The organism is Amycolatopsis keratiniphila subsp. keratiniphila, assembly GCF_001620365.2.
Classification (GTDB): Bacteria; Actinomycetota; Actinomycetes; order Mycobacteriales; family Pseudonocardiaceae; genus Amycolatopsis; species Amycolatopsis keratiniphila.
In genome coordinates, this window is record NZ_LQMT02000020.1 from 207,146 (window position 1) to 231,775 (window position 24,630).

Genomic DNA, 24,630 nt, shown 5'->3' on the forward strand with positions numbered 1-24,630 from the left:
GGTCCGTTCCTTGCAAATTTTGCAAGGAACGGACCGTTCATAGCGCGTGCAGAGAGGGGTCAGGCCCAGAGCTGCCCGTCGAGCCTCTGAGCCGCTTCGTCGATCGAGCCGGAGTACGCGCCCGTCGAGAGGTACTTCCACCCCGCGTCGGCGACCACGAAGGCCACGTCGGCAGGCTTCCCCGCGGCGGCGGCCTTCTCGGCGACGGCCAGTGCGGCGTGCAGCACGGCACCGGTCGAAATCCCCGCGAAGATGCCTTCGTGCTCCAGCAGCTCACGCGTCCGGCGAAGCGCGTCGTACGCGCCGACGGAGTACCGGCCGTTGAGCACGCTCGCGTCGTAGAGCTCCGGGACGAAGCCCTCGTCGAGGTTCCGCAGGCCGTACACCAGCTCGCCGTAGCGCGGTTCGGCCGCGATGATCTGCACGTCCGGCTTCGCCTCGTGCAGGTAGCGCCCGACGCCGACCAGCGTGCCGGTGGTGCCGAGGCCGCCGACGAAATGCGTCAGCGTCGGCAGGTCCTTGAGCAGTTCGGGCCCGGTGCCGCGGTAGTGCGCGTCGGCGTTGGCCGGGTTGCCGTACTGGTAGAGCATCACCCAGTCCGGGTTGGCCTCGGCGAGTTCCTTCGCCCGGCGCACGGCCTCGTTGGACCCGCCGGCGGCCGGGGAGAAGACGATCCGCGCGCCGTACGCCTGCAGCAGCTGTTTGCGCTCGGTGGAGGTGTTCTCCGGCATCACGCACACCAGGCCGTAGCCCTTGAGCTTCGCGGCCATGGCGAGCGCGATCCCGGTGTTGCCCGACGTCGGCTCCAGGATCGTGGAGCCGCGCCGGAGCGTGCCGTCACGCTCGGCGGCCTCGATCATCGCCAGCGCGGGGCGATCCTTGATCGAACCGGTCGGGTTGCGATCCTCCAGCTTCGCCCACAACCGCACGTCGTGGGTGGGCGAAAGCCGGGGAAGGCCGACCAGCGGCGTGCCGCCGAGCGCGTCGAGCAGCGACTCGAAGCGAGCCATCGATCAGCCACCGGCCACGGCGGGCAGGATGGTCAGGGTGTCGCCGTCCTTGACCTCGGCCTCGAGACCACCGGCGAAGCGGACGTCCTCGTCGTTGACGTAGACGTTGACGAAGCGGTGCAGCTTCTCTTCCTTGACCAGGCGGGCCTTGAGGCCGCCGTGGCGGGACTCGATGTCGTCGATCACCTCGAGCACGGTCTTGCCGGTCGCCTCGACGGACTTCTCGCCGCCGGTGTGCGTACGCAGGATGGTCGGGATGGACACGGTCACGGCCATGGTTTTCTACCTCCGGTGGGTTCTCTGCAACGCAGACGTTCGGGCCGGTCCGGGTTATTCCCGGACGGGGCGGGTTCAGCCGACGATCTCGACGGGCTCCTCGGTGATCTCCCCGTCCACGATCCGGTACGACCGGAACTGATGCGAATCGGGGTCCTTGGTGGAAACGAGCACGTAGTGCGCGTCGGGTTCCGAGGCGTACGAGACATCGGTGCGGGACGGGTAGGCGTCGGTCGCGGTGTGCGAGTGGTAGATGACCACCGGCACCTCGTCGTTGGCGTCCATCTCCCGGTAGAGCTTGAGCAGATCACCCGAGTCGAATTCGTAGAACGTGGGCGAGCGCGCCGCGTTCAGCATCGGGATGTACCGCTCGGGGCTGTCCGATCCCTCGGGACCGGCGATCACCCCGCACGCCTCATCGGGATGGTCACGACGGGCATGGGCGACGATCTCGTCGACGAGTTCACGGCGGATCCGGAGCACGTCGCCCATCTTAGGTGCTGGACAGAGCCGGTCCATACTCTGAGATTGCCGCCACTCGGCACCCCGGCCGGTCAGGAGAAGGCTTCGGGCCAGACGTCCCGGTACGCCCGCATGTCCCCCGACGAAGTGGCGGAGAGCACACCGTGCACCATCGCCCGCCCGAACACCCGCGCGGCCGCCGAGCACAGCTTGTCCAGCACCAACGCGCGCCGCGCCGCCGCGACGGGGCCCGCACCACCGGGCAGCTCCCGGTCGCCGGTCGCCAGCGCGAACACCGTGTCGCCGTCGAACATCGTGTGCGCGGGCCGCACCGCCCTGGCGAGGCCGTCCTGAGCCGCCACCGCGAGGCGTCGCGCCTCCGCCTTGGACAGCGCCGCGTCGACCGCGACCACGCCGATGGTGGTGTTGAGTCCCGCGGCCTTCGTCTCGACGTCGCCGGGCCGGTCGGGCCAGCGGACGCCGAACTCGCCGTCGACCTCGTGATCCGCCGCGTACGCGCGGCCGGTCGAGAGATCGACGGCCTCGCCGGCGGCGTTCACGGCGGCGACCACGCCGACGGTGAACTCCCCGACCTTCTCCGAGGCCGTGCCGATCCCGCCTTTGAGTGATCCCGCCTTCGCCCCGGCGCCCGCGCCGACGGTCCCCGACGGCACCGGGCCGTCCTTGGCCGCTTGGCACGCCGCGTAGCCGAAGGAGGCGTCCGGACGGTTTCCCCAGTCACTTCGCGGCAGGTCGAACAACACCGCGGCGGGCACGATCGGCACCACCTCGTGCGGCTGGGATCCCACCGGGATGCCCTGGTTCCGCTCGGCGAGCCACCGCATGACGCCGTCCGCGGCGGCCAGTCCGTACGCACTCCCGCCGGACAGGCAGATCGCGTTGACGTGCTGGACCAGGTTCTCCGGCTCCAGCAGGTTGGTCTCGCGCGTGCCGGGCGCGCCGCCGCGCTGGTCGACGGCCCCGACGGCGCCGCCGGGCACGAGCACGACCGTCGTCCCGGTCGCCCAGCCGTCGCCGACCCGCTCGTGGTGCCCGACCAGCACGCCGGGAACGTCGGTGATCATGACGTCAGCGACTGGATGAGGGTCTCCTGAACCCAGGTCAGCCAGTGGTAGACGCCGAGATGCGGCGCGCGCGGATCGTCCTCGGGCAGTTCGTCGGGCATGTCCTCGGTGACGTCGAGCGCGGTGCCCAGCGCCAGCCGGACGTCGTTGAGCGCGCCCAGCCACGCGTCGGCCTGCTCGAAGGTCAGCCGCACGTTCCCGCCGTCACGCGGCAGGGTGTCCAGCACGATCTTCGCGACGCCGACCTTCTTGTCCAGCAGCTCGGGCTCGTGGATCGACCGCATCGCGGCGGCCGAGTCGATGTCCTCGCGGGTCGGGTTGTCCGGGTCGAGCTTGTGGAAATCCGGCAGCAGCCGCGAAAGCACCGGGTCGTCCGGCGATTCGGTCGGGCCGGTGCGGATGCCGGTCAGCTCCGCGAGCTCGTCCTGCGGCGCCTCCTCGGCGCGCGCGGTGAGCATGTCCTCCAGCTGGCTGACCAGGCCGCGCAGCACCGCGGCCTCCTGCTGCTCGAACCCGGCGACGATGGTCTCGCCCTTGCGGCGCCATCCGTTCATGAAGGCTGCTCCATGGTCGCCCAGAGGCCGGCCGCGTGCAGTTTCGCGACGTCGGTCTCCACCTTCTCCTTGGATCCGGAGGACACGATCGCCTTGCCCTTCTGGTGCACGTCGAGCATCAGCTTCGTCGCGTGGTCCCGGCTGTAACCGAACAGCTTCTGGAACACGTACGTCACGTACGACATGAGGTTCACCGGATCGTTCCAGACGACCGTCCGCCAGGGTTTGTCCTCAGAGACGATTTCTACTCCCTGTGGATCAACCTGCGTCTGCTCGGATGCGACAGGCGTGGACATGCACTCCATGGTGTCACGGGCCCGATCCGGTACGGGCTGGCAGGTCCGGCCATGTGGGTGAATAGGCTGGTGCCATGGGTTTCCCCGAGGCGGCCACTGGCGCCAGCACCGCGCTGCTCACCGACCACTACGAGCTGACCATGCTGGCCAGCGCCCTGTCCGACGGGACGGCGGACCGGCCTTGCGTCTTCGAGGTCTTCGCACGTCGTCTGCCCGACGGCCGCCGCTACGGCGTCGTCGCGGGCACCGGCCGGGTCCTCGACGCGATCGCGGACTTCCGGTTCACCGACGCCGAGCTGAGCCAGCTGGAAGCGACGGCCGTGGTCGACGACGCCACCCTTTCGTGGCTCGCTGACTACTCCTTCTCGGGGAACGTCGACGGCTACCCCGAGGGCGAGCTGTACTTCCCCGGCTCCCCGATCATGACCGTAACCGGTTCCTTCGGCGAGGCCGTCGTGCTGGAGACGCTGATCCTCTCGATCCTCAACCACGACAGCGCGATCGCGTCCGCGGCGGCGCGGATGTCGGGCGCCGCGCACGGCAGGCCGATCATCGAGATGGGCGGCCGCCGCACGCACGAGTACGCCGCCGTCGCCGCCGCGCGGGCCGCGTACCTCTCCGGGTTCGCCACGACGTCCAACCTCGAAGCCGGGCGCCGCTACGGCATCCCGACGCGGGGCACGGTCGCGCACGCGTTCATGTTGCTGCACGACAGCGAAGAGCAGGCGTTCCGCGCGCAGGTGGACAAGATGGGCGCCGACACCACCCTCCTGGTGGACACCTACGACATCACCAAGGGCATCGAAACGGCCGTCCGGGTGGCGGGCACCGAACTCGGCGCGATCCGCATCGACTCCGGCGACGTGGGCCCGCTGGCGCGCAAGGCCCGCGAGCAACTGGACGCCCTCGGCGCCAAGGACACCCGCATCGTGGTGTCGGGCGACCTCGACGAGCACGCGATCGCGGCGCTGCGGGCGGAACCCGTCGACGCGTACGGCGTCGGCACCTCGGTCGTCACCGGTTCCGGCGCGCCGACCGCGGGGATGGTCTACAAGCTCGTCGAGGTCGACGGCAAACCGGTCGCCAAGCGCAGCGCGCACAAGGAATCCCGCGGCGGGCGGAAATCCGCGCTGCGGCGGCACCGCGAGACCGGCACCGCCGTCGAAGAGGTGATCTGGACGGCCGCCTCGCCGGTCCCGGAACGGGGACCGAACGACCACGAATTGCAGATTCCGCTGGTCCGGGACGGCCGGACGGTGGATGATTTGCCCACGCTGGACGACGCGCGCCAGCGGCTTCGGCGGGCGCTGGTGAGCCTTCCGTGGGAAGGCCTCAAGCTCTCGCACGGGGAGCCCGCCATCCCGACCGTATTCGTCTAAAGAGACTCAGGAGCAACACATGGGGACCGCCTTGATCGTGGTCGATGTGCAGAACGACTTCTGCGAAGGCGGGTCGCTCGGCCTGCCCGGTGGCGCCGCCGCCGCCGAAGCGATCTCCAAGCAGGCCGCGGAGGGTGGCTACGCGCACGTCGTCGCCACTCGCGACTACCACATCGACCCGGGCGACCACTTCAGCGAGACGCCGGACTTCAAGGACAGCTGGCCGCGGCACTGCGTCGCGGGCACCTCCGGCGCGTCGTTCCACCCCGCGCTCGACGTGGTCCCGATCAGCGAGGTGTTCTCCAAGGGCGAGTACACGGCCGCGTACTCCGGCTTCGAGGGCAACGCGCGCGACGGCAAGACACTCGACGCGTGGCTGAAGGAGCACGACGTCACCGAGGTCGACGTCGTCGGCATCGCGACCGACTTCTGCGTCCGCGCGACGGCGCTCGACGCGGCGAAGGCGGGCTTCACCGTGCGGGTGCTGCTCGACCTCACGGTCGGCGGTTCGCAGCCGACGGTCGACGCCGCGCTGAAGGACTTCGACGAGGCGGGCGTGACCTACACCGGGAAGGCGCCGGTCCCCGCCGCATGATCCAGCACGACCTCCAGGACACCTTGATCGAAAACCGGCTGGTCGCGATCCTGCGGGCCGCGGACGCGAGCCGGTTCGCCGACGCCGCGACGGTGCTGCACGCGGCGGGCGTGCGGGTGCTCGAAGCGGCGTTGACCACGCCGGGCGCCACGGACGCCATCTCGACCATCCGGAAGAAGCTCGGCGACGACGCGTACGTCGGCGCCGGGAGCGTGCGCGAGGTGTCCGATGTGGACAAAGCGGCGGACGCCGGTGCGACGTTCCTGGTCACGCCGACGGTGAACCCGCTGGTCATGGAGCGCGCGCACGAACGCGGGCTGCCGGTGATCTGCGGCGCGCTGACCCCGACCGAGATCGACCAGGCATGGCGTCTCGGCGCGGCGGCGGTGAAGGTGTTCCCGATCGCGGCCGTCGGGGGCATCGCGTACCTGCGGGCAATCCGGGCGCCGATGCCGGACATCCCGCTCGTCCCCACGGGCGGCGTCCACCTGGCCGAAGTCGCGAAGTACCTCGAGTCGGGCTCGATCGCCGTCGCGGCCGCCACTCCGCTGGTCGGCGACGCGCTCACCTCCAGTGGCTCGCTGACCGACCTCGCGACCCGGGCGGGCGAGTTCGTCGCCGCGGCCGCGAAGTACGTCTCGCGCACCTGACGCGTTTCGTCCTCTGAATGCGGTACTTGCGTGTGCAAGGACCGCATTCAGAGGACGAAACGCGGGAGGGTCAGGGCTTCTTCTTACCGTACGGGTCGCAGCGCGCGGTCCCGAGGTAGATGTCGCCCTTCGCCGGTCCGCCGCCCTGCGGGAACAGCTTGATGTGCAGCATGTGCGTCACGAGGCTGCCGTCGGGCGGCGTCGGCGTGACGGTCTCGTTGACCGTGAGCGACGCCAGCGCCGTCCCGCCCTTGCCGCCGGCGATGGTCAGCCGGTAGTTCTGCGGGATGTTCTCCGGCAGCGTGAACCCGCTGACGTCGCCGAACTCGATGTAGCCGAGGCTGCCGTCCTGGGTGGTGCTGCATTTGGCCATGAACGTGCGGACCTTGAGCACCGGGCCGCCGAACCGCTTGAGCAGGGTGGTCTCGAAGCGCCGCCCGGCCGCCTCGCCGATCGCCGCCGCGCCGTTCCGGCCGCAGCGCGACTCACCGCCGCCGAACCGGGCGAAGTCGCCGGTGGACCCGCCCTGGGTCTTCGCGTTCAAGGGACCGTCGACGTCGCACGGCGCCAGCTCGCCGGTGACCACGTGCTCGCCGCCGATCTCCACGTCGAGCGAACCCACCGACGCGGACGCCGTCGCGGGCACCGGATCGGCCGACGCGACCGCCGGGCCTCCGGTCACCAGCGCCCCGGTCAGCATCGTCACCGACAACAGCCTCGAAACGGGTTTCCTCATGTCCGGCAGCCTCCACCAACCGCCTGCCCCGTGCAGGGTCGTGCACCCGGTCGAGTGGATCGTGAGGTGCCCGACATTCGGTCCGCGTGCCGCCATCTGACGTTAACCTCGGTTCACATTCGTGTACTCATAGGAGGTCTGAGTGTCTTCGCTGTCCGTGACCGGCACCCGCCCGGTTCTCGCCGACCTCGTTCCCGGCGCCCTGGTCCGTGACGCGGTCCTGGTCGCCGGTGGTGCCGCCCTGACCGGCGCGGCCGCGCAGATCCTGATCCCGGTGCCCGGCTCGCCGGTGCCGATGACCGGCCAGACCTTCGCCGCCCTGCTGGTCGGCGCCGCACTCGGCTGGAAGCGCGGCGCGCTGTCGATGGCGCTGTACCTCGCCGTCGGCGCGGCCGGGTTCGGCTGGTTCCAGAACGGTTCTTCGGGCCTGTTCGGCGCCAGCGCCGGCTACATCGTCGGCTTCGTGCTCGCGGGCGCACTGGTGGGCGCGCTCGCCGGCCGCGGCGGGGACCGCACGCCGCTGCGCACGGCGGGGACGATGGTGCTGGGCAACCTCGCCATCTACTCGGTCGGTGTGCCGTGGCTGATGGCGTCGACCGGCATGGGCCTGTCGACCGCGCTCGAGAAGGGTGTCGTGCCGTTCCTGATCGGGGACGCGCTGAAGATCGCCGCCGCCGCGGCGCTGCTTCCGGGCACCTGGGCGCTGGTCTCGCGCTTCCGCAAGGAGTCGTGACCGGCCCTTTCACCGCCCCACGAGCTGCCATGAACGGTCCGTTCCTTGCAAATTTCGCAAGGAACGGACCGTTCATTGCACGGGGCGGACGATCTTGACGGTGCCCCCGGCTATCGTCTTGTCCCGTGCCCTCCCGTGCTGATTTCCCCGGTGTCCTCGAACTCCTGACCCACGCGGTCGAGTCCGTGGGCGGTGCCGAGCGCGAGGGCCAGGTCAAGATGGCGGACGCCGTCGGCCGCGCCATCCGCACCGGCGAGCATCTGGCCGTCCAGGCGGGCACGGGCACCGGGAAATCGTTGGCCTACCTCGTCCCCGCGATCCGGCACGCGGTCGAGAAGGAGGCCACGGTCGTGGTCTCCACGGCCACCATCGCGCTGCAGCGCCAGCTCGTCGACCGGGATCTCCCCCGGCTGGCGAAGGCACTCAAGAAGCCCCTCGGCCGCGAGCCCACCTTCGCGATCCTCAAGGGCCGCCGTAACTACCTCTGCCTCCACCGGCTCGATTCCGGCGCCCCGGACGAGCCGGAAGACCAGCAGCTGTTCGACCCGTTCGCCGTCTCCCGGCTCGGCAAGGAGGTCACCCGGCTGCGGGAATGGTCCTCCGACACCGAAACCGGCGATCGCGACGAGCTGGTCCCCGGCGTCTCGGACCAGGCGTGGCGCCAGGTGTCCGTCACCGCCAAGGAATGCCTGGGCGCGTCTCGCTGTCCCATCGGCACGGACTGTTTCGCCGAGCGGTCCCGCGCCGAGGCGGGCAAGGCCGACGTCGTGATCACCAACCACGCGCTGCTGGCGATCGACGCGCTGCAGGGCTATCAGGTGCTCCCCGAGCACGATCTGGTGATCATCGACGAGGCGCACGACCTGGTGGACCGCGTGACCTCGGTGGCGACCGGCGAGCTGACCAGCGGCATGGTCTCCGCCGCCGCCCGGCGCTGCGGGAAACTGGTCGACGACGAGGTCGCCGATCAGCTGCTGGAGGCGAGCGACGGGTTGGCGCTGATCCTCGACGACCTGCCCTCGGGCCGTATGGACTCGCTGCCGCAGGCCCTCACCGGCGCGATCCCCGCGGTCCGCGACGCCGCGCATCGCTGCCTCACCTCGCTCGGTAAGGACCGCAAGGAGGACGTCGACGAGGCCACGGCCCGCAAGCTCGCGCGATCGCTGCTCGAAGAAGTCCACGACACCGCGGTCCGCCTGCTCGAGGCCTTCGACGACGACAAGGCGCATCAGCGTGACGTCGTCTGGCTGACCGGGGACCGTTTCTCCACGAACCCGCGCCCGCCCGCGCTGAAGGTCGCTCCGCTGGGTGTCGCCGGCCTGCTGCGGGAGCGGGTTTTCAACCAGCACACGACCGTCCTCACCTCGGCGACGCTGACCTTGGGCGGCACGTTCGACACCATGGCTCGCCAATGGGGTCTCCCGCCCGGCGGGGCCAGGGTCGAGAAGGCGCCGGGCGCGGCGACGGACAAGGCCGCCCCCGCGGACAGTGACGAGGCCGACGGCCCGAAGTGGACCGGCCTCGACGTCGGTTCGCCGTTCGACCACAAACGCAACGGCATCCTTTACCTGGCCAAACACCTGCCGCCGCCGGGCAGGGACGGGTTGCAGCCTTCGACCATGGACGAGCTGGCCGAGCTCATCGAGGCCGCGGGCGGGCGCACGCTCGGCCTGTTCTCCTCGATGCGCGCGGCGAAGCAGGCGACGGAGGAGATGCGGGAGCGGCTCGACCTGCCGATCCTCTGCCAGGGCGACGACGCCACCGGCCTGCTGGTGCAGAAGTTCTCCGAGGACGCGCGCACCTGCCTGTTCGGCACGCTGTCGCTGTGGCAGGGCGTCGATGTTCCCGGGCCGTCGCTCCAGCTCGTCGTGGTCGACAGGATCCCGTTCCCCCGCCCGGACGATCCGGTCTCGTCGGCCCGGCAGCGGGCCGTGGAAGCCAGGGGCGGCAACGGGTTCCTCACCGTCGCGGCCACGCATGCCGCGCTGCTGCTCGCGCAGGGCACCGGACGGCTGCACCGTTCGGTCACCGATCGCGGGGTCGTGGCGATCCTGGATTCGCGGCTGGCCACCGCCCGCTACGGCGGATTCCTCCGTGCCTCGCTGCCGCCGTTCTGGCCGACCATGGACCCGAAGGTCGCCCGCGACGCGCTGCGCCGCCTCGACGCGGCCGCCCCGGCCTGAGTGGCCTGGAACACGGCCGAGTACCGTTAACGGAACGCCGAAGACAGGGAGAACCGGTTGTCCCAGGAGTCGCCCAACGCACAATCCCGGACCGTCAGCGTCGATGACACCGGAGTGCGGCGCCAGCTCGCGGACGGCAGCGAAGAAGCCGTCACGTGGTCCGAGCTGTCCGCGGTGGTGGTCAGAGTGATCCCTGAAGGCCCGTGGAAGGAAGACGTCTTCTTCATGCTCGCCGGCGCCGACGGGAAGGGCACCGCGATCCCCAGCGGCGACCCGGCCGCCGACGCGCTGATCGAGCGGTTGCAGACACTGCCCGGCTTCGACAACGAGAAGTTCATCGAGGCCATGACCACCGACGCCGACGAGGCGTACGTGGTCTGGAGCGCCGAAGGCCACGCCGCCAAACACTGAGCCGAGTGCTATGAACGGTCCGTTCCTTGCAAATTTTGCAAGGAACGGACCGTTCATAGCATCCGGAGGCGGCTACTCGACGGGGAAGCTTTCCGTGACCGGGATGCCCTTCTTCAGCGTCCGGCTCACCGTGCACAGCCGCTCGATGGCGCGATCCACCGCCGCCGCCAGAGCCTCGCGCTCCGAAGCGGGCAGCGAGGACACGTCGACATCGAAGGCCACATGGACCGCGTCGAGCTCCGAAGCGTCTTCGCGCCGATCCGCGGTCACACCGACCCGGAACTTCGAGTCCTCACCGATCCGGCGCGTGATGAGGTTCTCGGCGGTGACGGCCGAACAGCCCGCCGCCGCGATCTGCAGCAGTTCGGCGGGTGAGAAGGCGCCCTCGGCGCCCTTGCGGCCGATCACGACCTCGGCACCGCGTTCGTTGCGGCCGATGAAGCGATGCTCACCGTCGCGCTGGACTTCCAAAGACACGGTCTTCCCTTTCAGAGTGGCGGCAGCCTGGGGGCGATCTCGCCGGCGAGCCGTTCCGCGGCCGGGCACATCTCCTGCGGCGGCTTGACCTTGCTCGCGACGTAGATCTCCACCGTCTCGATCATGGCACGACCGTCGCCGGTGAAGCCCCGGTGCGGGATCTCCGCCTGACAAGCCTTCCACTCGGAAGAGACCTCGACGAAGGCTTCCCGCGATCCGAGAGCGACGCGTCTGCCGTCGTCCTCGAACGGCGCCCGTTCCCGTTCGAACCGGATCGTCACCGCGGTCTCACGATGGTTCCAGTAGCACTCCCAGTTGCCGAAGACCGGATCCGGCGTCGCCGGGCCGCCGATGATCGCCTGCGGCAGGTTCCCGCCCAGCGCGCAGGCGTCGAGGGTCCCGAGCGAACCCGCGGGGAAAGGGGCCGGACGACGTTCGAGCGGTCCGCGGTTCAGCACCCCGGCGGCGTGCGAGGCGACCGCGTCGGCGTAGTCGCACAGGTGTGCGTGCCAGTTCTGGACATGCCGGGAGTGCACCCAGATCTGGTTGCCGTCCGGCAGTTCGATGGCCCGCTGGCACTTCTCTTCGGTGTCGCTCGGCCACTCGCGCACGCGCAGCTGCCCGGGCGGGGGCTTCTCCAGCATCGGCGACCCCGGGATGGTCAGTTCGAGCCGGACGTCGACGACGTCCTGTTCGTCCGGGGTCAGCCTCAGCAGGACACCGCAGGCGTTGAAGTTGCCGCCGGCGGTGTCGAGCCGCGGAGTCCCGAGGTGCTTCAGCGCGGACGGATCCACCAGCGCGCAGGGGTCGGCGGTGCGCGGGTCGCCGACCGAGTTCATGGGAGTGGGGCCCGCCGCGATCGACGCGGGTTCCCTCGTGGCGTAGAGCAGGCCACCCGTCAGCATCAGTACCGCCGCGACGGCCGCGATCACGACGGCACGTCTGTTCACCCGGAACCTTCGCGTCCGTACGGGAACGCTGACGTCCGCGACGTCGGACAGCAGTTCGGCGGCGCGGACGGCGTTCGGTCGCCCGCCGGGTTTGCGCCGCAGCAGTTCCGTCAGCACGGGCGCCAACGGCCCCGCCCGCCGGAGCGGCTCCAGGCTGTACGCCGTCGCCCGCCGAAGCTGCACGAACGGGCCCACGTTCGCGTCTCCCCACACCGAGGTGCCTTCGACGGCGGCGAACAACGTGGCGCCGAGCGAGAAGACGTCCGCCGCGGCACCCGCCTGCCGCCCTTCGGCCATCTCGGGCGCGACGTAACCGGGAGTGCCGACGTCGAGGCCGCCGCCGGTGCGGGTGACCTCCGCCCATTGCGCGATCCCCAGGTCGGTGAGTTTGGCGGTGCCGTCGTCGGCCACCAGGACGTTGCCCGGTTTGAGGTCGCGGTGGACCATGCCCTTCTCGTGCATCGCCGCGAGCGCCGCGGCGAGCTGGACGCCGATCTTGGCCACCCTGCCGGGCGGCAGCGGCCCGTCCGAGTCGATGACGTCGGCGAGGCTGCGCGAGGGCAGGTACTCCATCACGAGCCAGCGATCGTCACCGTCGATCACGGCGTCGAAGACGGTGACCACGTTCGGATGATGCAGGCCCGCGCCGATCCGTGCCTCGCGCCGGATCTGACCGCTGTCCCCGGCCTGCGAACGCTTGAGAGCGACGACCCGCCCGAGGTCCAGATCGGTGGCACGCCAGACCACCCCCATACCCCCGGCGCCGATCCGCTCCTCCAAGCGGTAGCGCCCGGCGATCAGCCGATCACCCATGCGGGGAGTATAGGAGCTAAGCCCTTTGGGCTATGACCGTGACGGTTCCGGGATCGACTTCGGTGAACCCGGCGTCCCGGACCGCGACGACACCGTCACGGCGCCACGAACCTTCGGGATCCTCGACCGGGCAAAGCGCCTTCCAGGTCGCGACCGGCGGAGTGCGCACCGAGCACCGGAACCCCGTCGCCGCCCAGGCGGCCAGTTCGGCTTCGTCGAGCAGTGAGGCCAGGATCATCGTCGCGTGCCCGACCTGAGCGGCGCCCTTGCCGACGGTCATCGAGACTTCGGGGTTCAGCAGCAACCGCGGAAGACCGTCGAGCGCGGGCCCCGGCTCGTCGGCGGGGAGTTCGCTCCCGGAGATCTGCAACCGCGAGACCTCTTTCGGGGCCTCCACGACCCGGCCGGGCAGCAACGCCCGCGCCTCGGCGCCGTCGACCTCGATCGTGATACCCGGCAGCTCTTGGACCGCCTGCCAGTGCGCGCCGCGCGCCCGCCGGGCGACCTTGCGGATCCGGCCGTCGACCCACGCCTTGAGCGGCTCGTGCCATTCGCCTTCGGGCTGGGCGCGTTCGTCGAGACAGACCGCGACCGCGGCCGCCGCGGCGGCCTCCAGCAACGCGGTCCGCGACGGCGGTTCGGCGCGTTCCATCCGCAGGATCACCGGCATGGCGCGGACCTCGGCGGGATCCTCGTCCGAGGTGTCCACCGTGCTTTCCGCAGGAAGGCCGAGCCAATGGGCGTAGCGCGCGGCCAGCGGCTCCAGCACGCTCATGGCCGGGAAAGCTCGAGACCGTCGGCCGCGTCGGCCGCCTCGATCTCGGCCCTGGTGACCCCGAGCAGGAACAGCACGGCGTCGAGGTACGGGTGGGAAAGCGCGGTGTCGGCGACCTCGCGCAGCGCGGGCTTGGCGTTGAAGGCGACACCCATCCCGGCGACCGACAGCATGTCGATGTCGTTCGCCCCGTCACCGACCGCGACGCACTGCTCCAGCGAGATCTCGTACTCCTCGGCGAAGCGGCGCAGCGCCGTCGCCTTGCCCGCCCGGTCGACGATGTCCCCGACCACCCGGCCGGTGAGCTTGCCGTCGACGACTTCGAGCTCGTTCGCGGCGGCGAAGTCGAGGCCGAGGTCGTCCACGAGGGACTTGATGATCTTGGTGAATCCGCCGGAGACGACCCCGCAGCGGAAGCCCATCCGCTTCAGCGTGCGGATGGTCGTGCGCGCGCCCGGGGTCAGCTCGATGGACGCGGCGACCTCGTCCAGCACCGTCTCCGGCAGCCCTTCCAGCAGCGCGACGCGGCGCTCCAGCGACTCGCCGAAGTTCAGCTCGCCGCGCATCGCGGCCTCGGTGATCTCGCGGACCTGCGGTTCGACCCCGGCGTGCGCACCGAGCATCTCGATGACCTCGCCCTGGATGAGCGTGGAATCCACGTCGAAGACGACCAGGCGCTTGGCGCGGCGGGCGAGCCCGGCCCGCTCGACCGAGATGTCGATCCCGGCCTCGACGGCCGCGTCCGCGAGCGCGGTGCGCAGCGCGGCGTCGGCCTCCGGAGTGTCCTGGGCGAGCGAGGCGTACAGCTCCAGCCCGGTCACCGGGTAGTCGGCGACGCTGCGGATCGAGTCGATGTTGACGTCCAGCGCGGCGAGCCGTCGCGCGACGTCGGAGAAGGCCCGCGCGGTCACCGGGCGGCCGAGCATCAGCAGGACATGCGTCGAGTCCTTCTGGCCGATGGCGAACGGGTCGGCGCCGATGGCCGAGCCGATCTTCACCTCGACCTGCATCCCGACCGACGCCATCGCCTGCTCGACGTACTCCTGCAGGCCCTCGGGGTCGCGGTAGACCCCGGCGAGCACACCGAGCACCAGCTGGCCGCGGATCACGACCTGCTCGACGTCCAGGACGTCCACGTCATGGCGCGACAGCACGGCGAACAACACCGAGGACACACCCGGCTTGTCGGGTCCGGTGGTGGTGATGAGAACTGGTGTCTGCGTCACGGGGTCAGTCTCCCTCAGCCGGGCAGCAAAAAGGCGCGTGCCTTGCCCCTGTGTGAGGCAAGGCACGCGCCATTTCCGCTTATCGGGTCACTTCTCGCTGGAGTTGTCCTCGGAGTGGTCACCCGGCATGGCCGCCTCGGTGAGCACCTGGGACGGCGCCCGGTGGGTGTTGACCTTCTGCTTCCCGAAGAAGCCGATCTCACCCTCCTTGTGGATGCGCTCCATCATGTGCGGGTAGTGCAGCTCGAACGCCGGACGCTCGGACCGGATCCGCGGCAGCTCGGTGAAGTTGTGCCGCGGCGGCGGGCAGGACGTCGCCCATTCGAGCGAGTTGCCGTAGCCCCACGGGTCGTCCACCGTGACGATCTCGCCGTACCGGTAGCTCTTGAAGACGTTCCAGATGAACGGCAGCGTCGAGGCACCGAGGATGTACGCGCCGATCGTGGAGATCGTGTTCAGCGTCGTGAACCCGTCGGACTGCAGGTAGTCCGCGTACCGGCGCGGCATGCCTTCGGCGCCGAGCCAGTGCTGAACCAGGAACGTGGCGTGGAAGCCGATGAACGTGGTCCAGAAGTGCCACTTGCCGAGCTTCTCGTCCATCATGCGGCCGGTGATCTTCGGGAACCAGAAGTAGATCCCGGCGAACGTGGCGAACACGATCGTGCCGTAGAGCACGTAGTGGAAGTGCGCGACGACGAAGTAGCTGTCGGACACGTGGAAGTCGATCGCCGGCGCGGCCAGCATGATGCCGGTCAGACCGCCGAAGAGGAACGTGACGATGAAGCCCATCGAGAAGATCATCGGCGTCTCGAAGGACAGCTGGCCCTTCCACATCGTGCCGATCCAGTTGAAGAACTTCACGCCGGTCGGGACCGCGATCAAGAAGGTCATGAAGGAGAAGAACGGCAGCAGCACGGCGCCGGTCGCGTACATGTGGTGCGCCCACACGGCCACCGACAGCGCGGCGATCGCCAGCGTCGCCCAGACCAGGCCCTTGTAGCCGAAGATCGGCTTGCGGCTGAAGACCGGGAAGATCTCCGACACGATCCCGAAGAACGGTAGCGCGACGATGTAGACCTCTGGATGGCCGAAGAACCAGAACAGGTGCTGCCAGAGGATCACGCCGCCGTTGGCCGGGTCGAACACGTGCGCCCCGAGATGCCGGTCCGCCAGCAGGCCCATCAGGGCCGCGGTCAGGATCGGGAACGCCAGCAGGATCAGGATGCTGGTGACCAGGATGTTCCAGGTGAAGATCGGCATCCGGTACATCGTCATACCGGGGGCGCGCAGGCAGACCACCGTGGTGATCATGTTGACGCCACCGAGGATGGTGCCGAGACCGGACACGACCAGACCGGAGATCCACAGGTCGGCGCCGACGCCGGGCGAGTGGATGGCGTCCGACAGCGGGGTGTAGGCGAACCAGCCGAAGTCGGCGGCGCCACCCGGGGTCAGGAAGCCGGACATCACGATCAGGCCGCCGAACAGGTACAGCCAGTACGAGAACGCGTTCAGCCGGGGGAACGCGACGTCGGGCGAACCGATCTGCAGCGGCAGGATGAAGTTCGCGAAGCCGAAGAGGATCGGCGTCGCGTACAGCAGCAGCATGATCGTGCCGTGCATGGTGAACAGCTGGTTGTACTGCTCCTGCGAAAGGAACTGCTGCCCGGGACGCGCCAGCTCGGAGCGGATCAGCATCGCCATCGCGCCGCCCACCATGAAGAAGGCGAACGACGTGACCAGGTACATGATGCCGATTTGCTTGTGGTCCGTCGTGCGGAACAACCGCAGCAGGTACGAACCCTTAACCGACTCGCGCGCGGGATACGGGCGCGTGGCGATCGGCTTGGGGGCTACGGCCGTCACTCCTGCCTCCAACACTCAAACCTTGTGGTGGTCAATTTGCGGTCGCCGGGCGGGTTCGAGGCCCAATCCGGCGGCTAGTGGGGATCGTAGCCCTCACTACCGACAGTCGCGCGCACCGGCTGGCAAGATCGGGCCGTGACCGACGAACACACGCGTGCGGGAGTGGCCGCGGCGATCGCCGTCGGTGACCGGTACGGGCTGCCGACGGGCAGTCCCGATGTCCTCCATTTCAAGTCGAACGTGCTGGTGAGACTGGGTCCGGTGGTGGCACGGGTACCCGGCACGACACGGCTCGCCCGGCCCTCGCCCGAGGACTGGCTCGCGCGCGACGTCGAGCTGTCGAGGTACCTCACGGAACGTGGTGTGCTCGTCGTCTCACCGACCACGGATCCCCCGGCAGGACCGCATTTCGCCAATGGGCTACCGGTCACTCTCTGGCACTACACACCGCACGAGCCGGGGCACACGCTGTCGCCACGCGAGGTGGCGCTTTCCCTCGCCCGGGTACACGACGCGCTCGCGGACTATCCCGGCGAACTGCCCGAACTCGGGCCCGTCAGTGAACTCCGGACGGTGCTCGACCGGCACGGTGCTCTCCTGGGCGAGGCGGCACCCCGGCTGTACGACGAACTCGAACGGGTCACGGCGGCGCTCCCGGACTCCGAGCCGCGGCCGCTGCACGGAGACGCCCATCGGGGGAACGTCGTCGCGACCGCGGCCGGGCCGTGCTGGCTCGACTTCGAGGACACCTGGCGCGGGCCGCTCGGCTGGGACCTCGGCGTGCTCTACGCGGAGGCCGGACGCGCGACCTTGGACGCGTACCCGGCGGACGTGGCGCCTTCGTCGTTGGAGCCGTTCATCGCGTTGCGGCGGTTGTTCGAGGTGCCGTGGCGGTTCGTGATCGCGCAGCGGTTCCCGGAGCGGCTCCCTGAGGCCGAAGCCGCCCTGGAGCGCTACTTCTCCTCCCGCGTTTAGTCCTCTGGATGCGGCGATGTCGTCCAAGGGGTCTCGTGAGTGGCGATTCGGGTTAGAACCCGAATCGCCACTCACGACCCACCCCAGCCCGCATCCAGAGGACTAAACGCCGGACATCAGGAGCTCGGCCGCCACGTCGACGCCGTCCGTCCGCACCTCACCGCCGACCTGCCCGGCCCGCGAGGCGACTTCAGGACGCAGCACCTCGCCCAGGGCGAGCGTCAGCGCTTCGGCGGAGGGCTCCCCCGTGATCGACGTCCCCACCCCGAGTTCCCGGACCCGCTGCGCGAAGTAGGGCTGGTCGAACATCTGCGGCACCAGCACCTGCGGCACCCCGGCCCGGGTCGCCGCCGTGGTCGTGCCGGCGCCGCCGTGATGCACGACGGCCGCGACCCGCGGGAACAGCGCCTGCTGGTTGACGTCCCCGATCGCGATGCAGTCGGGTTCGTCGTCGATCAGCGCCAGTTCGGTCCAGCCGCGGAACACGATCGCCCGCCGCCCGTGCGCCCTCGCCGCCTCGATCATCGCCTTCGCGATCTCCTCCGGGGCGCGGATGCTGCCGAATCCGAAGTAGACCGGCGGTTCCCCGTCGTCGAGGAACGCCTCGAGTTCCGGCGACAGCGGGCTGTGGTCCGGCAGGAGCCAGGCACCGGTCTGGTGGACGTCCAGCGCCGACGGACCCCGCCACGGCGCCAGCACCGGATCGGCGGCCAGCCACGGGCGCTCGGTGAAGATATGCCCGCGCACGTCGTCGACCGGTGCCAGGCCCAGCAGTTTCCGCTGCGCGTCGAGCACGGCGCCCCATTGCTCGTTCCACCGTTCCGCGTCGTCGGCCCACAAAGCCGGGATGTCGGCGTCGGGATTCTTCGGCGCCCACCCCGGGAAAACGGGCGGACGATGGTGCAGCGAAGGCAGCGTTATCGGGCAGTAGGCGGTGAAGAAATAAGGAATCCCCTTTCGCTCGGCCACCGAATGGGCGGCGATGTTCAAGGCCATTCCCGCGACGACGGCGTCGCAGCCCTCGGCCACGTCCGGCATCGTCTCGAACTGGTTCACCACCATGGCCTCGGCCATCGCGCGCCGCCCTTCCGGCGTGGCCATCGCCTTGGTCATCGCGGAATCCGGTTTCGCCGTCGACCGCAGTTCCGGCCCCAACGGCGCGAAGGAGATCCCGAGACCTTCGGCCCACGCACGGAAATCCGGCGGCGCGCAAAGCCGCACCTCCTGGCCGAGTTCCCGCAATCGCACCGCCAGCGCCACCAGCGGCTGTACCTCACCCCTCGTCCCGATAGTGGACAGGAGTACACGCATGGGAATCCCCCTTCGGCAAAAACGTGAAGGCACGAATTGTGGACCGGGAATGGGGGCTTGCCGCAAGCCCCGGGGTCGGCTATACCTTTAAAGGGGCGAGGGGAACCTTTTCTTACGCGGGATACCAGCCCAAGATCGCTTCGACGACTCCGGCCGGATCCTCCAGCGGCGTCAGATGTCCCGCCTCCGGCAGCACCACCAATGTCGCGTCCGGCAGCGTTTCCACCAGGGTGTTCGCCGCTTCCAACGGGGTCAGGCCGTCCTCTTCGCCGACCACGACCAGCGCCGGAATATCCGCCGAGCGCAGTGTTTCGAGCGAATCGGGCCGGGCCGCCATCGCGCGCGCCGCCCACGCGATCCCGGACGGCGGCTGCGTCGTGATCAGTTCGCGAAGCCGTTCGGCCACTTCCGGGCGCGCCTTCTCGGCGATCAAACCGGGCGTGACGGCCTCGGGCATCCAGCCGGCGCCTTCCGCTTCGACCCGGGCCGCGACGTCGTGCCGGGCCTGCGCGGCCTCGGGGGTGTCGGCGGTCGCCTTCGTGTCGATGAACACGAGCCCGCCCACGCGTTCCGGCGCGAGGCGCAGCACGGCCATCGTCAGGTAGCCGCCCATCGAGCAGCCGCCGAGGACGACCTTGTCGAGTTCCAGCCGGTCGAGCAGCGCGACCACGTCGCGGGCGGCGTCGTCCAGGTCCGGCTCCCGGTCGGTTTCCGGCAGCGGGCTGCGGCCGAGACCTCGCTGGTCGGGGGTGATCAGCCGCAGACGTTCCGAGAGCGGCGCGCGGACCGCGTCCCACATGCGGGCGTCGACGGGGAAGGCGTGCAGCAATACCAGCGGGAGATCCTTCATGGCGATAATTCTGTCGCACCCCGGCGCTACCGTCAGAACCGTGCTGACAGAGATCAAGACGGAGAGGCTGCTGCTGCGGAGGCTGCGCGAGGCGGATCGCGAGAACATCGTCGCGCTGCAGGCCGATCCGGAGACGAACAAGTTCAACGTCGTGCCGCACACCGTCGAGGGTGCGCGGGAGCTGTACGACGCCTGGATGAAGCAGTGGGCCGAGCACGGATTCGGCTATCTCACGGTGTCCGCTTCGGACGATCCCGAGGTGATCATCGGGTTCGGCGGCGTCCGGTATCACGAATGGAACGGCGAGCGCGTGCTGAACCTCGCGTACCGCTTCTGGCCGTTCGCCTGGGGCAAGGGCTACGCGACGGAGATGGCGGCCGCGGTCGTCGACTGGGCCGAGCGGGAGATCCCCGACGTCCCGGTGATCGCCAACATCATGGCGTCCAACGATCCGTCCATCCGGGTCGCCGAGCGGCTCGGCTTCAAGGTCCACACGGAGGAGGAGTTCGAGGGAGCGCCCTCGCTGCACATGCGGCGCTGAGTCACCAGCGGCCCGGACGGCGGCGGGACCGCGCGCCCCAGCACGCCTTGTGCCAATGACGGCGGTCGGCGACCCCGCCGGTGTCGTCGGCGGGCCAGGCGACCACATGCGGCGTCCCCTGCCTGATCTCGTGATCGCAACCGGGACAGCGGTAGTCCTTGGTGGCCTGCGCGCCGGGCACGGTACGCACCAGCCATTCGCCGTCGGAGGCGGATTCGGAGCGCGCCCAGCCGGTCGACGCGCCGAGGTCGGGGCGCCCACCGCGTTCGGGCCGGTTACGTCGTGGCACGCCCGAAACGGTATACGGCGGGCCCGGTCAGCAGCCGACGTAGGCGCGCGGCGTCACATGAGATCCGCTTCAATCACGGGTGTCGTCCGTCTGATCACGCGTGTCGTCCACCGGATCACCTGTGATGGAAGGCCGATCATGCGTGACTGAAGCCGGATCATGCGTGATCGAAGGCGGAACACGCGAGGTCAACCGCCGAAGTAGGCGCCCGGCGTCACACCGACCGCGCGGCGGAAGGCGGCGACGAAAGCGCTCGGCGAGGAATAACCGATCCGGCGGGAGACCGCGGTCAGCGGCATGCCCTCGGCCAGCAACGGCAGGGACGCGCGCAGACGGGCCTGAACCCGCCACGCGCCGAAGGTCGTGCGGCACTCGGTGAGGAACAGCCGCGCGAGGGTGCGTTCGCTCGCGCCCGCGTGGTGGACGAAATCGGCGAGGGCGCGGCGGTCCGAAGGATCGGCGATCACCGCCCTCGCGACGGCCAGCGCCCGTTCGTCGGACGGCATCGGCACGGTGATCGGCACGACGTCCACCGGTTCGAGCAGGTCGAAGGCGACGGCCTCGGCCCGGCGGCGCGCGTCGTCGCCGAGGTCGGCCGCGCCGAGATGCTCCAGCAGTTCGCGCAGCAGCGGGCGGACGGCGACGAGCGTCGGCCCGGGCCAGCGCACCGGACATCGGTGCCGGGCGGCGTAGATCCCCCGCAGCACGGTTTGCGCGGTGGCACCGGTCCGGTGGACGACCCCGGCCGGGATCCAGAGCGCCCGCGTCGGCGGCAGCACCCAGTACCGCTCGCCGACGTTCACGCTCAGGATCCCCCGCGCCGCCCAGGCGAGCTGGTGACCGTCGTGTTCGTGCCACGGGAGCCAGGTGCCCGCCGGCAGGTCCATCTCACCGAGCACCATCGCCGTGGACATCGGCGGCAGGAGTCCGATATTCGACATCGTTTGGCAGCCTATCGCCTACCGGTCACCGTTAGCTTCGGATTCATGCCGATGAACCTGGTGCACCGCAAACTCTGCAGTTCCGCGCTGTGGGCGAAGGCCGTCGCCGCCGAGATGCCGGGCAACGTCGCCGGCTTCGACCTCGGCGACTCCGTCCTGGAGATCGGGCCCGGCTTCGGGGCGACCACGCGCGCGCTCGCCGGGCTCGTCCCCCGGCTCACCGCCGTCGAGATCGACGAGGCGTCGGCGGATCTCCTCAAGCGTGAGTTCGACGGCCGGGTGCGGATCGTGCAGGGCGACGGAGCGGCGATGCCCTTCGACGACGGCGAGTTCTCCGCGGTCGTCTGCTTCACGATGCTGCACCACGTGCCGACGACGTCGTCGCAGGACTCGATCTTCGCCGAGGCGTTCCGCGTGCTCCGCCCCGGCGGTGTCCTGCGTGCGATCGACAGCCTGGCGAACGTGCCGTTCCGGCTCCTCCACCTCGGCGACACGATGAACGCGCTCGACCCGGTCTCCCTCTGGCCCCGGCTCACCGAGGCCGGATTCACCGACATCAAGGTCGATCACGTGCCGAAGCGGAGCGTGAAGTTCTCGGCCCGGAAGCCCTCCTAACCGGCTAAGAGGGGTTTATAGGGGCTGTCCCGACGCCGGGCGCCTCCTAGCGTCGGGAGCATGAATCGTCTGTTTCGCGGTATGGCGGCGATCGTCGCCGTCACCGTGTTGTTCTCCGGAACACTCGCCACCGGTCAGGCCGTCGCCGCCCCCACCAGGGAAGGCCTGCAAAAGGCGCTGGACGACGCCGTCGCCGCCGGTGCCCCCGGCGCGTACGCCGCGGTGCTCGACCAGGACGGCGGCTGGTACGGCCGGAGCGGCGTCGGCGACGTCACGACGGGCGGCGCGCCGGACCCCCGCGGCCGGTTCCGGGCGGGCAGCATCACCAAGAGCGTGGTCGCCACCGCCGTGCTGCAACTGGCCGGTGAGGGCAAGGTCGGCCTCGACGACCGCGTCCAGGACCGCCTTCCCGGGCTGCTGCCGTACACCGAGCCGATCACCGTTCGCCAGCTGCTGCAGCACACCAGCGGGATCCCGGCGACCGACCGGTGGAACAGCCTCCCGGAGATCGACACGACCCGCTGGCACCACCAGTCACCGGACGAGACGATCCGGAAGGGGACCGAGGGCAAGCCGCTGGCCTTCCCGCCCGGCCAGGGCATGGTGTACTCCAACACCAATTACGCCGTGCTCGGGAAACTCGTCGAAAAGCTCACCGGTGACGAGCTGAATTCCGTGCTGCAGCGACGGGTTCTCGACAGGGCGGGAATGCGGGACAGCTCCCTCCCGTACCGCTATCCCTACGTCCACCACGCGGCCGCCCGTGGTTACGAACGGCTGTACGGTCCCAGCGCGCCACTGACCGACGTCACCGACTACGAGATGTCGCGGTTCTGGGGTTCCGGGAACCTGATCTCCACCGCCGACGACCTGAACCGGTTCTACGGCGCCCTGTTCACCGGACGGCTCTTCCCCGCCGCGCAGCTCGCCGAGATGCGCAAGACCGTGCCCAGCGGCGTTCCCGCGGTGGACTCGGGCCTCGGCGTCATGCGGCTCCGGCTCCCGCAAGGATGCGCCGCACCGGAGGCTTGGGGCTTCAACGGTTCGGTGCCCGGCTACAACACCTGGAGCATGCGGACTTCCGACGGCACCAGGCAGATCACGGTCGGCGTCACCACGAACCTGACCTCCGAAACCGCTCGCTCGGCCGTGTTGCGCGCGATGTTCGCCGAGTTCTGCGGCTAGCCGCGCGCGAGGACCAACGGGACGAGTTGCTCGGCCGGGGTGAGCGAACCGTGCTGCCCGACCAGGGAGGACTCGACGGCCTCCGCCAGTTCCCGCACGAGCCCGAAACGCCCCTTCGCCGCCGCGACCACGTCGCCGATACGCGGGCGGACCCGATCGGAGACCGGCCCGAACCAGCCCGCCTCGACGGCCTCGTCGCGCGGGAGGATCCACGCCCGGTCTCCGATCACCTCGCGCCACGCCGCCAGGACGTCGGCCTCCGCGCCCGCTTCGCTGTAGACGTGCCGCGCCCGGACCTCGCCCCCGATGGCCCGGACGCCGCCGAGCAGCGCGGGTGTCTCGTCGATGTCGAGCGCGCCCTCGACGGTCACCATGCCGTGGTCGGCCACGACGGCGAGGAGCGCGCCCGGCGGCAGACCGTCCACAAGGGACTCGACCAGCCGGTCGACCTGCCGCAGCTGCATCCGCCACGGCGCCGAACCCGGGCCGTAGATGTGGCCCATCATGTCGAGTTCGCTGTGATAGCCCCAGCAGAACGCGGGCCGCGCTTCGAGGCAGTGCAGGACGCAGGCGGCGAGGTCGCCGAGCGCGTGGACGCCCACATAGCGCGCGCCGGACTGGGTCGCCCGGGTGAGCGCGGTGTCGGCGAACTTCGCCGAAGACACCACGCTGGTCGTGATCCCGGCGGCGGCCGCGCGTTCGAACGTCGTCGGCAGCGGCTGCACCTCGCGCGGCGGCAGGGCCCCGCGGAGATCGCCGCCGTCCACGTGGCTGCTCCAGCGCAGCGCGTTCAGGACGCCGGTGCCCGGCACCTCGAAGCTGTACCCGACCAGGCCGTGCTCCCCCGACGCCAGCCCCGTGCCGATCGCGCCGAGACCGGCCGCCGTCGTCGCCGGGAAACCGACCCGGAGCGGCGACTTCGCCAGCTGGGTGAGCACGGGGGCGTCGGCGGCGTGCTCGGCCAGCAGCTCCCAGCCGAGACCGTCGATGAGCAGGACGCAGGCGCTCGACGCCTCCGCCAGGCTCAGCGAATTGGCGAACTCCTCGGCGCCGAGGGCGGAGAGCACGGACGGGACGACTTGGCCGAGATGCGGCACATGCGCCGCGACAGGCAGTTCCACCCGGCCAGCTTGCCATCCCGGAGCCCGGTTGGAGATGGGATAATGGCGAAATGCCGACCTACGCCTACCGCTGCCGCGAATGCGCCGGAACCTTCGAACTGCTGCGGCCGATGAGCGAGTCCGGAGCACCCGCGGCGTGCCCCGAGGGCCACCAGGACACCGTCAAGCTGCTGACGACCGTCGCGCTGACCGGGTCCGCTTCCGGCCCGGCCCCTGTCCCCGCAGGTGGAGGCGGTTGTTGCGGCGGAGGCTGCTGCGGCTGACCCACCCGTTCGGGTGGCGCAACGTGTGATCGCCCGAATGGCGGGTACCCCCTTCCCACCAG

At 70.0% G+C, this 24,630-nt stretch carries 28 protein-coding genes; 11 read left to right on the forward strand and 17 right to left on the reverse strand.

Annotated features, from left to right (window positions below; genetic code table 11):
- Positions 1–59 precede the first annotated feature (59 nt).
- The 6 genes from AVR91_RS21175 to clpS form a co-directional block, all read right to left on the reverse strand.
- On the reverse strand, positions 60–1,010 hold the full coding sequence (locus AVR91_RS21175) for a PLP-dependent cysteine synthase family protein (RefSeq protein WP_063277135.1): 951 nt from the start codon (positions 1,008–1,010) through the stop codon (positions 60–62).
- 3 nt (positions 1,011–1,013) lie between these two features.
- A complete protein-coding gene (locus AVR91_RS21180; RefSeq protein ID WP_007028262.1) occupies positions 1,014–1,286 on the reverse strand; it encodes a MoaD/ThiS family protein in 273 nt (90 codons plus the stop codon).
- Positions 1,287–1,361: 75 nt separating this feature from the next.
- Positions 1,362–1,778 (reverse strand): Mov34/MPN/PAD-1 family protein, encoded by a 417-nt coding sequence (locus AVR91_RS21185; protein ID WP_063277134.1) that lies wholly within the window; start codon positions 1,776–1,778, stop codon positions 1,362–1,364.
- 62 nt (positions 1,779–1,840) lie between these two features.
- Complete coding sequence (locus AVR91_RS21190) at positions 1,841–2,833, reverse strand: P1 family peptidase (protein ID WP_063277133.1); 993 nt, start codon at positions 2,831–2,833, stop codon at positions 1,841–1,843.
- Positions 2,830–3,387 (reverse strand): DUF2017 domain-containing protein, encoded by a 558-nt coding sequence (locus AVR91_RS21195; RefSeq protein WP_007028265.1) that lies wholly within the window; start codon positions 3,385–3,387, stop codon positions 2,830–2,832. Before AVR91_RS21195 ends, AVR91_RS21190 begins: the two co-directional genes overlap by 4 nt.
- Positions 3,384–3,683 (reverse strand): ATP-dependent Clp protease adapter ClpS, encoded by a 300-nt coding sequence (clpS, locus tag AVR91_RS21200; protein ID WP_063277132.1) that lies wholly within the window; start codon positions 3,681–3,683, stop codon positions 3,384–3,386. Before clpS ends, AVR91_RS21195 begins: the two co-directional genes overlap by 4 nt.
- A 74-nt stretch (positions 3,684–3,757) precedes the next feature.
- Here clpS and AVR91_RS21205 point away from each other — a divergent pair, with 74 nt between their 5' ends.
- Genes AVR91_RS21205 through AVR91_RS21215 form a run of 3 tightly spaced genes read left to right on the forward strand, consistent with a single transcriptional unit; the run spans position 3,758 to position 6,307 of the window.
- Positions 3,758–5,062, forward strand: a complete 1,305-nt coding sequence (locus tag AVR91_RS21205) for a nicotinate phosphoribosyltransferase (RefSeq protein WP_063277131.1) — start codon at positions 3,758–3,760, stop codon at positions 5,060–5,062.
- Positions 5,063–5,081: 19 nt separating this feature from the next.
- Complete coding sequence (locus AVR91_RS21210; RefSeq protein WP_016336791.1) at positions 5,082–5,657, forward strand: isochorismatase family protein; 576 nt, start codon at positions 5,082–5,084, stop codon at positions 5,655–5,657.
- Complete coding sequence (locus tag AVR91_RS21215) at positions 5,654–6,307, forward strand: bifunctional 4-hydroxy-2-oxoglutarate aldolase/2-dehydro-3-deoxy-phosphogluconate aldolase (RefSeq protein WP_063277130.1); 654 nt, start codon at positions 5,654–5,656, stop codon at positions 6,305–6,307. Before AVR91_RS21210 ends, AVR91_RS21215 begins: the two co-directional genes overlap by 4 nt.
- Before the next feature lie 70 nt (positions 6,308–6,377).
- On the opposite strand, the gene AVR91_RS21220 is transcribed toward AVR91_RS21215, so the two are convergent.
- A complete protein-coding gene (locus tag AVR91_RS21220) occupies positions 6,378–7,043 on the reverse strand; it encodes a hypothetical protein (protein WP_063277129.1) in 666 nt (221 codons plus the stop codon).
- Positions 7,044–7,185: 142 nt separating this feature from the next.
- On the opposite strand from AVR91_RS21220, the gene AVR91_RS21225 reads away from it, so the two are divergent.
- The 3 genes from AVR91_RS21225 to AVR91_RS21235 all read left to right on the forward strand — a co-directional run bounded on the left by AVR91_RS21225 (position 7,186) and on the right by AVR91_RS21235 (position 10,370).
- Positions 7,186–7,776: a biotin transporter BioY gene (locus tag AVR91_RS21225; RefSeq protein ID WP_063277128.1), complete on the forward strand. Its 591-nt coding sequence runs from the start codon at positions 7,186–7,188 to the stop codon at positions 7,774–7,776.
- A gap of 125 nt (positions 7,777–7,901) precedes the next feature.
- Complete coding sequence (locus AVR91_RS21230; RefSeq protein ID WP_063277127.1) at positions 7,902–9,959, forward strand: ATP-dependent DNA helicase; 2,058 nt, start codon at positions 7,902–7,904, stop codon at positions 9,957–9,959.
- Between the two features lie 57 nt (positions 9,960–10,016).
- Positions 10,017–10,370, forward strand: coding sequence for a hypothetical protein (locus AVR91_RS21235; protein WP_016336796.1), 354 nt, complete (start codon positions 10,017–10,019; stop codon positions 10,368–10,370).
- A 72-nt stretch (positions 10,371–10,442) separates the two neighbouring features.
- On the opposite strand, the gene AVR91_RS21240 is transcribed toward AVR91_RS21235, so the two are convergent.
- From AVR91_RS21240 to ctaD, 5 genes are all read right to left on the reverse strand, one after another.
- The gene (locus AVR91_RS21240; RefSeq protein ID WP_063277126.1) at positions 10,443–10,847 is read right to left on the reverse strand and encodes an OsmC family protein; all 405 of its coding nucleotides are present in this window, start codon (positions 10,845–10,847) and stop codon (positions 10,443–10,445) included.
- A gap of 11 nt (positions 10,848–10,858) precedes the next feature.
- Entirely contained in the window at positions 10,859–12,610 is a 1,752-nt protein-coding gene (locus AVR91_RS21245) for a serine/threonine-protein kinase (RefSeq protein WP_063277125.1), read from the reverse strand.
- 16 nt (positions 12,611–12,626) lie between these two features.
- A complete protein-coding gene (locus AVR91_RS21250; protein WP_063277124.1) occupies positions 12,627–13,385 on the reverse strand; it encodes a peptidyl-tRNA hydrolase in 759 nt (252 codons plus the stop codon).
- The gene (gene serB, locus AVR91_RS21255) at positions 13,382–14,611 is read right to left on the reverse strand and encodes a phosphoserine phosphatase SerB (RefSeq protein ID WP_063277123.1); all 1,230 of its coding nucleotides are present in this window, start codon (positions 14,609–14,611) and stop codon (positions 13,382–13,384) included. The genes AVR91_RS21250 and serB overlap by 4 nt, the downstream gene beginning before the upstream one ends.
- 87 nt (positions 14,612–14,698) lie before the next feature.
- Positions 14,699–16,477 carry an aa3-type cytochrome oxidase subunit I gene (ctaD, locus tag AVR91_RS21260; RefSeq protein WP_016336801.1) on the reverse strand — a complete coding sequence of 593 codons (1,779 nt, stop codon included), beginning with the start codon at positions 16,475–16,477 and terminating at the stop codon, positions 14,699–14,701.
- Between the two features lie 135 nt (positions 16,478–16,612).
- Between ctaD and AVR91_RS21265 the strand changes: the two genes are divergently transcribed.
- A complete protein-coding gene (locus AVR91_RS21265; RefSeq protein WP_063277122.1) occupies positions 16,613–17,452 on the forward strand; it encodes a phosphotransferase in 840 nt (279 codons plus the stop codon).
- Between the two features lie 102 nt (positions 17,453–17,554).
- Here the strand turns inward: AVR91_RS21265 and AVR91_RS21270 are convergent, their stop codons facing one another.
- Together AVR91_RS21270 and AVR91_RS21275 are read right to left on the reverse strand one after the other, a co-directional pair.
- A complete protein-coding gene (locus tag AVR91_RS21270; protein ID WP_063272566.1) occupies positions 17,555–18,763 on the reverse strand; it encodes a glycosyltransferase in 1,209 nt (402 codons plus the stop codon).
- 112 nt (positions 18,764–18,875) lie between these two features.
- Complete coding sequence (locus AVR91_RS21275) at positions 18,876–19,613, reverse strand: alpha/beta fold hydrolase (protein WP_063272565.1); 738 nt, start codon at positions 19,611–19,613, stop codon at positions 18,876–18,878.
- A 40-nt stretch (positions 19,614–19,653) separates the two neighbouring features.
- Here AVR91_RS21275 and AVR91_RS21280 point away from each other — a divergent pair, with 40 nt between their 5' ends.
- Positions 19,654–20,154, forward strand: coding sequence for a GNAT family N-acetyltransferase (locus AVR91_RS21280; protein ID WP_083737679.1), 501 nt, complete (start codon positions 19,654–19,656; stop codon positions 20,152–20,154).
- Position 20,155: 1 nt separating this feature from the next.
- On the opposite strand, the gene AVR91_RS21285 is transcribed toward AVR91_RS21280, so the two are convergent.
- Complete coding sequence (locus tag AVR91_RS21285; protein ID WP_037342519.1) at positions 20,156–20,443, reverse strand: hypothetical protein; 288 nt, start codon at positions 20,441–20,443, stop codon at positions 20,156–20,158.
- Between the two features lie 188 nt (positions 20,444–20,631).
- The gene (locus AVR91_RS21290; RefSeq protein ID WP_228709275.1) at positions 20,632–21,384 is read right to left on the reverse strand and encodes an AraC family transcriptional regulator; all 753 of its coding nucleotides are present in this window, start codon (positions 21,382–21,384) and stop codon (positions 20,632–20,634) included.
- Positions 21,385–21,435: 51 nt separating this feature from the next.
- Between AVR91_RS21290 and AVR91_RS21295 the strand changes: the two genes are divergently transcribed.
- Both AVR91_RS21295 and AVR91_RS21300 read left to right on the forward strand, forming a co-directional pair.
- Entirely contained in the window at positions 21,436–21,999 is a 564-nt protein-coding gene (locus tag AVR91_RS21295; protein ID WP_143254056.1) for a class I SAM-dependent methyltransferase, read from the forward strand.
- Positions 22,000–22,059: 60 nt separating this feature from the next.
- Positions 22,060–23,184, forward strand: coding sequence for a serine hydrolase domain-containing protein (locus AVR91_RS21300; protein ID WP_063272562.1), 1,125 nt, complete (start codon positions 22,060–22,062; stop codon positions 23,182–23,184).
- Here AVR91_RS21300 and AVR91_RS21305 read toward each other — a convergent pair.
- Positions 23,181–24,305: an alkaline phosphatase family protein gene (locus AVR91_RS21305; protein ID WP_016336810.1), complete on the reverse strand. Its 1,125-nt coding sequence runs from the start codon at positions 24,303–24,305 to the stop codon at positions 23,181–23,183. The genes AVR91_RS21300 and AVR91_RS21305 overlap by 4 nt on opposite strands.
- Positions 24,306–24,355: 50 nt before the next feature.
- Between AVR91_RS21305 and AVR91_RS21310 the strand changes: the two genes are divergently transcribed.
- A complete protein-coding gene (locus tag AVR91_RS21310) occupies positions 24,356–24,568 on the forward strand; it encodes an FmdB family zinc ribbon protein (RefSeq protein WP_063272561.1) in 213 nt (70 codons plus the stop codon).
- Positions 24,569–24,630 lie beyond the last annotated feature (62 nt).

What these genes read in the sequence shown, in the direction of transcription:
- AVR91_RS21290 (WP_228709275.1), bottom strand. Translation starts at nt 21,384, where the DNA reads ATGTCGAATATCGGACTCCTGCCGCCGATGTCCACGGCGATGGTGCTC.
- AVR91_RS21180 (WP_007028262.1), bottom strand. Translation starts at nt 1,286, where the DNA reads ATGGCCGTGACCGTGTCCATCCCGACCATCCTGCGTACGCACACCGGC.
- AVR91_RS21275 (WP_063272565.1), bottom strand. Translation starts at nt 19,613, where the DNA reads ATGAAGGATCTCCCGCTGGTATTGCTGCACGCCTTCCCCGTCGACGCC.
- AVR91_RS21270 (WP_063272566.1), bottom strand. Translation starts at nt 18,763, where the DNA reads ATGCGTGTACTCCTGTCCACTATCGGGACGAGGGGTGAGGTACAGCCG.
- AVR91_RS21215 (WP_063277130.1), top strand. Translation starts at nt 5,654, where the DNA reads ATGATCCAGCACGACCTCCAGGACACCTTGATCGAAAACCGGCTGGTC.
- AVR91_RS21220 (WP_063277129.1), bottom strand. Translation starts at nt 7,043, where the DNA reads ATGAGGAAACCCGTTTCGAGGCTGTTGTCGGTGACGATGCTGACCGGG.
- clpS (WP_063277132.1), bottom strand. Translation starts at nt 3,683, where the DNA reads ATGTCCACGCCTGTCGCATCCGAGCAGACGCAGGTTGATCCACAGGGA.
- AVR91_RS21310 (WP_063272561.1), top strand. Translation starts at nt 24,356, where the DNA reads ATGCCGACCTACGCCTACCGCTGCCGCGAATGCGCCGGAACCTTCGAA.
- AVR91_RS21190 (WP_063277133.1), bottom strand. Translation starts at nt 2,833, where the DNA reads ATGATCACCGACGTTCCCGGCGTGCTGGTCGGGCACCACGAGCGGGTC.
- AVR91_RS21205 (WP_063277131.1), top strand. Translation starts at nt 3,758, where the DNA reads ATGGGTTTCCCCGAGGCGGCCACTGGCGCCAGCACCGCGCTGCTCACC.
- AVR91_RS21175 (WP_063277135.1), bottom strand. Translation starts at nt 1,010, where the DNA reads ATGGCTCGCTTCGAGTCGCTGCTCGACGCGCTCGGCGGCACGCCGCTG.
- AVR91_RS21295 (WP_143254056.1), top strand. Translation starts at nt 21,436, where the DNA reads ATGAACCTGGTGCACCGCAAACTCTGCAGTTCCGCGCTGTGGGCGAAG.
- AVR91_RS21185 (WP_063277134.1), bottom strand. Translation starts at nt 1,778, where the DNA reads ATGGGCGACGTGCTCCGGATCCGCCGTGAACTCGTCGACGAGATCGTC.
- AVR91_RS21250 (WP_063277124.1), bottom strand. Translation starts at nt 13,385, where the DNA reads ATGAGCGTGCTGGAGCCGCTGGCCGCGCGCTACGCCCATTGGCTCGGC.
- AVR91_RS21300 (WP_063272562.1), top strand. Translation starts at nt 22,060, where the DNA reads ATGAATCGTCTGTTTCGCGGTATGGCGGCGATCGTCGCCGTCACCGTG.
- AVR91_RS21195 (WP_007028265.1), bottom strand. Translation starts at nt 3,387, where the DNA reads ATGAACGGATGGCGCCGCAAGGGCGAGACCATCGTCGCCGGGTTCGAG.
- AVR91_RS21245 (WP_063277125.1), bottom strand. Translation starts at nt 12,610, where the DNA reads ATGGGTGATCGGCTGATCGCCGGGCGCTACCGCTTGGAGGAGCGGATC.
- AVR91_RS21210 (WP_016336791.1), top strand. Translation starts at nt 5,082, where the DNA reads ATGGGGACCGCCTTGATCGTGGTCGATGTGCAGAACGACTTCTGCGAA.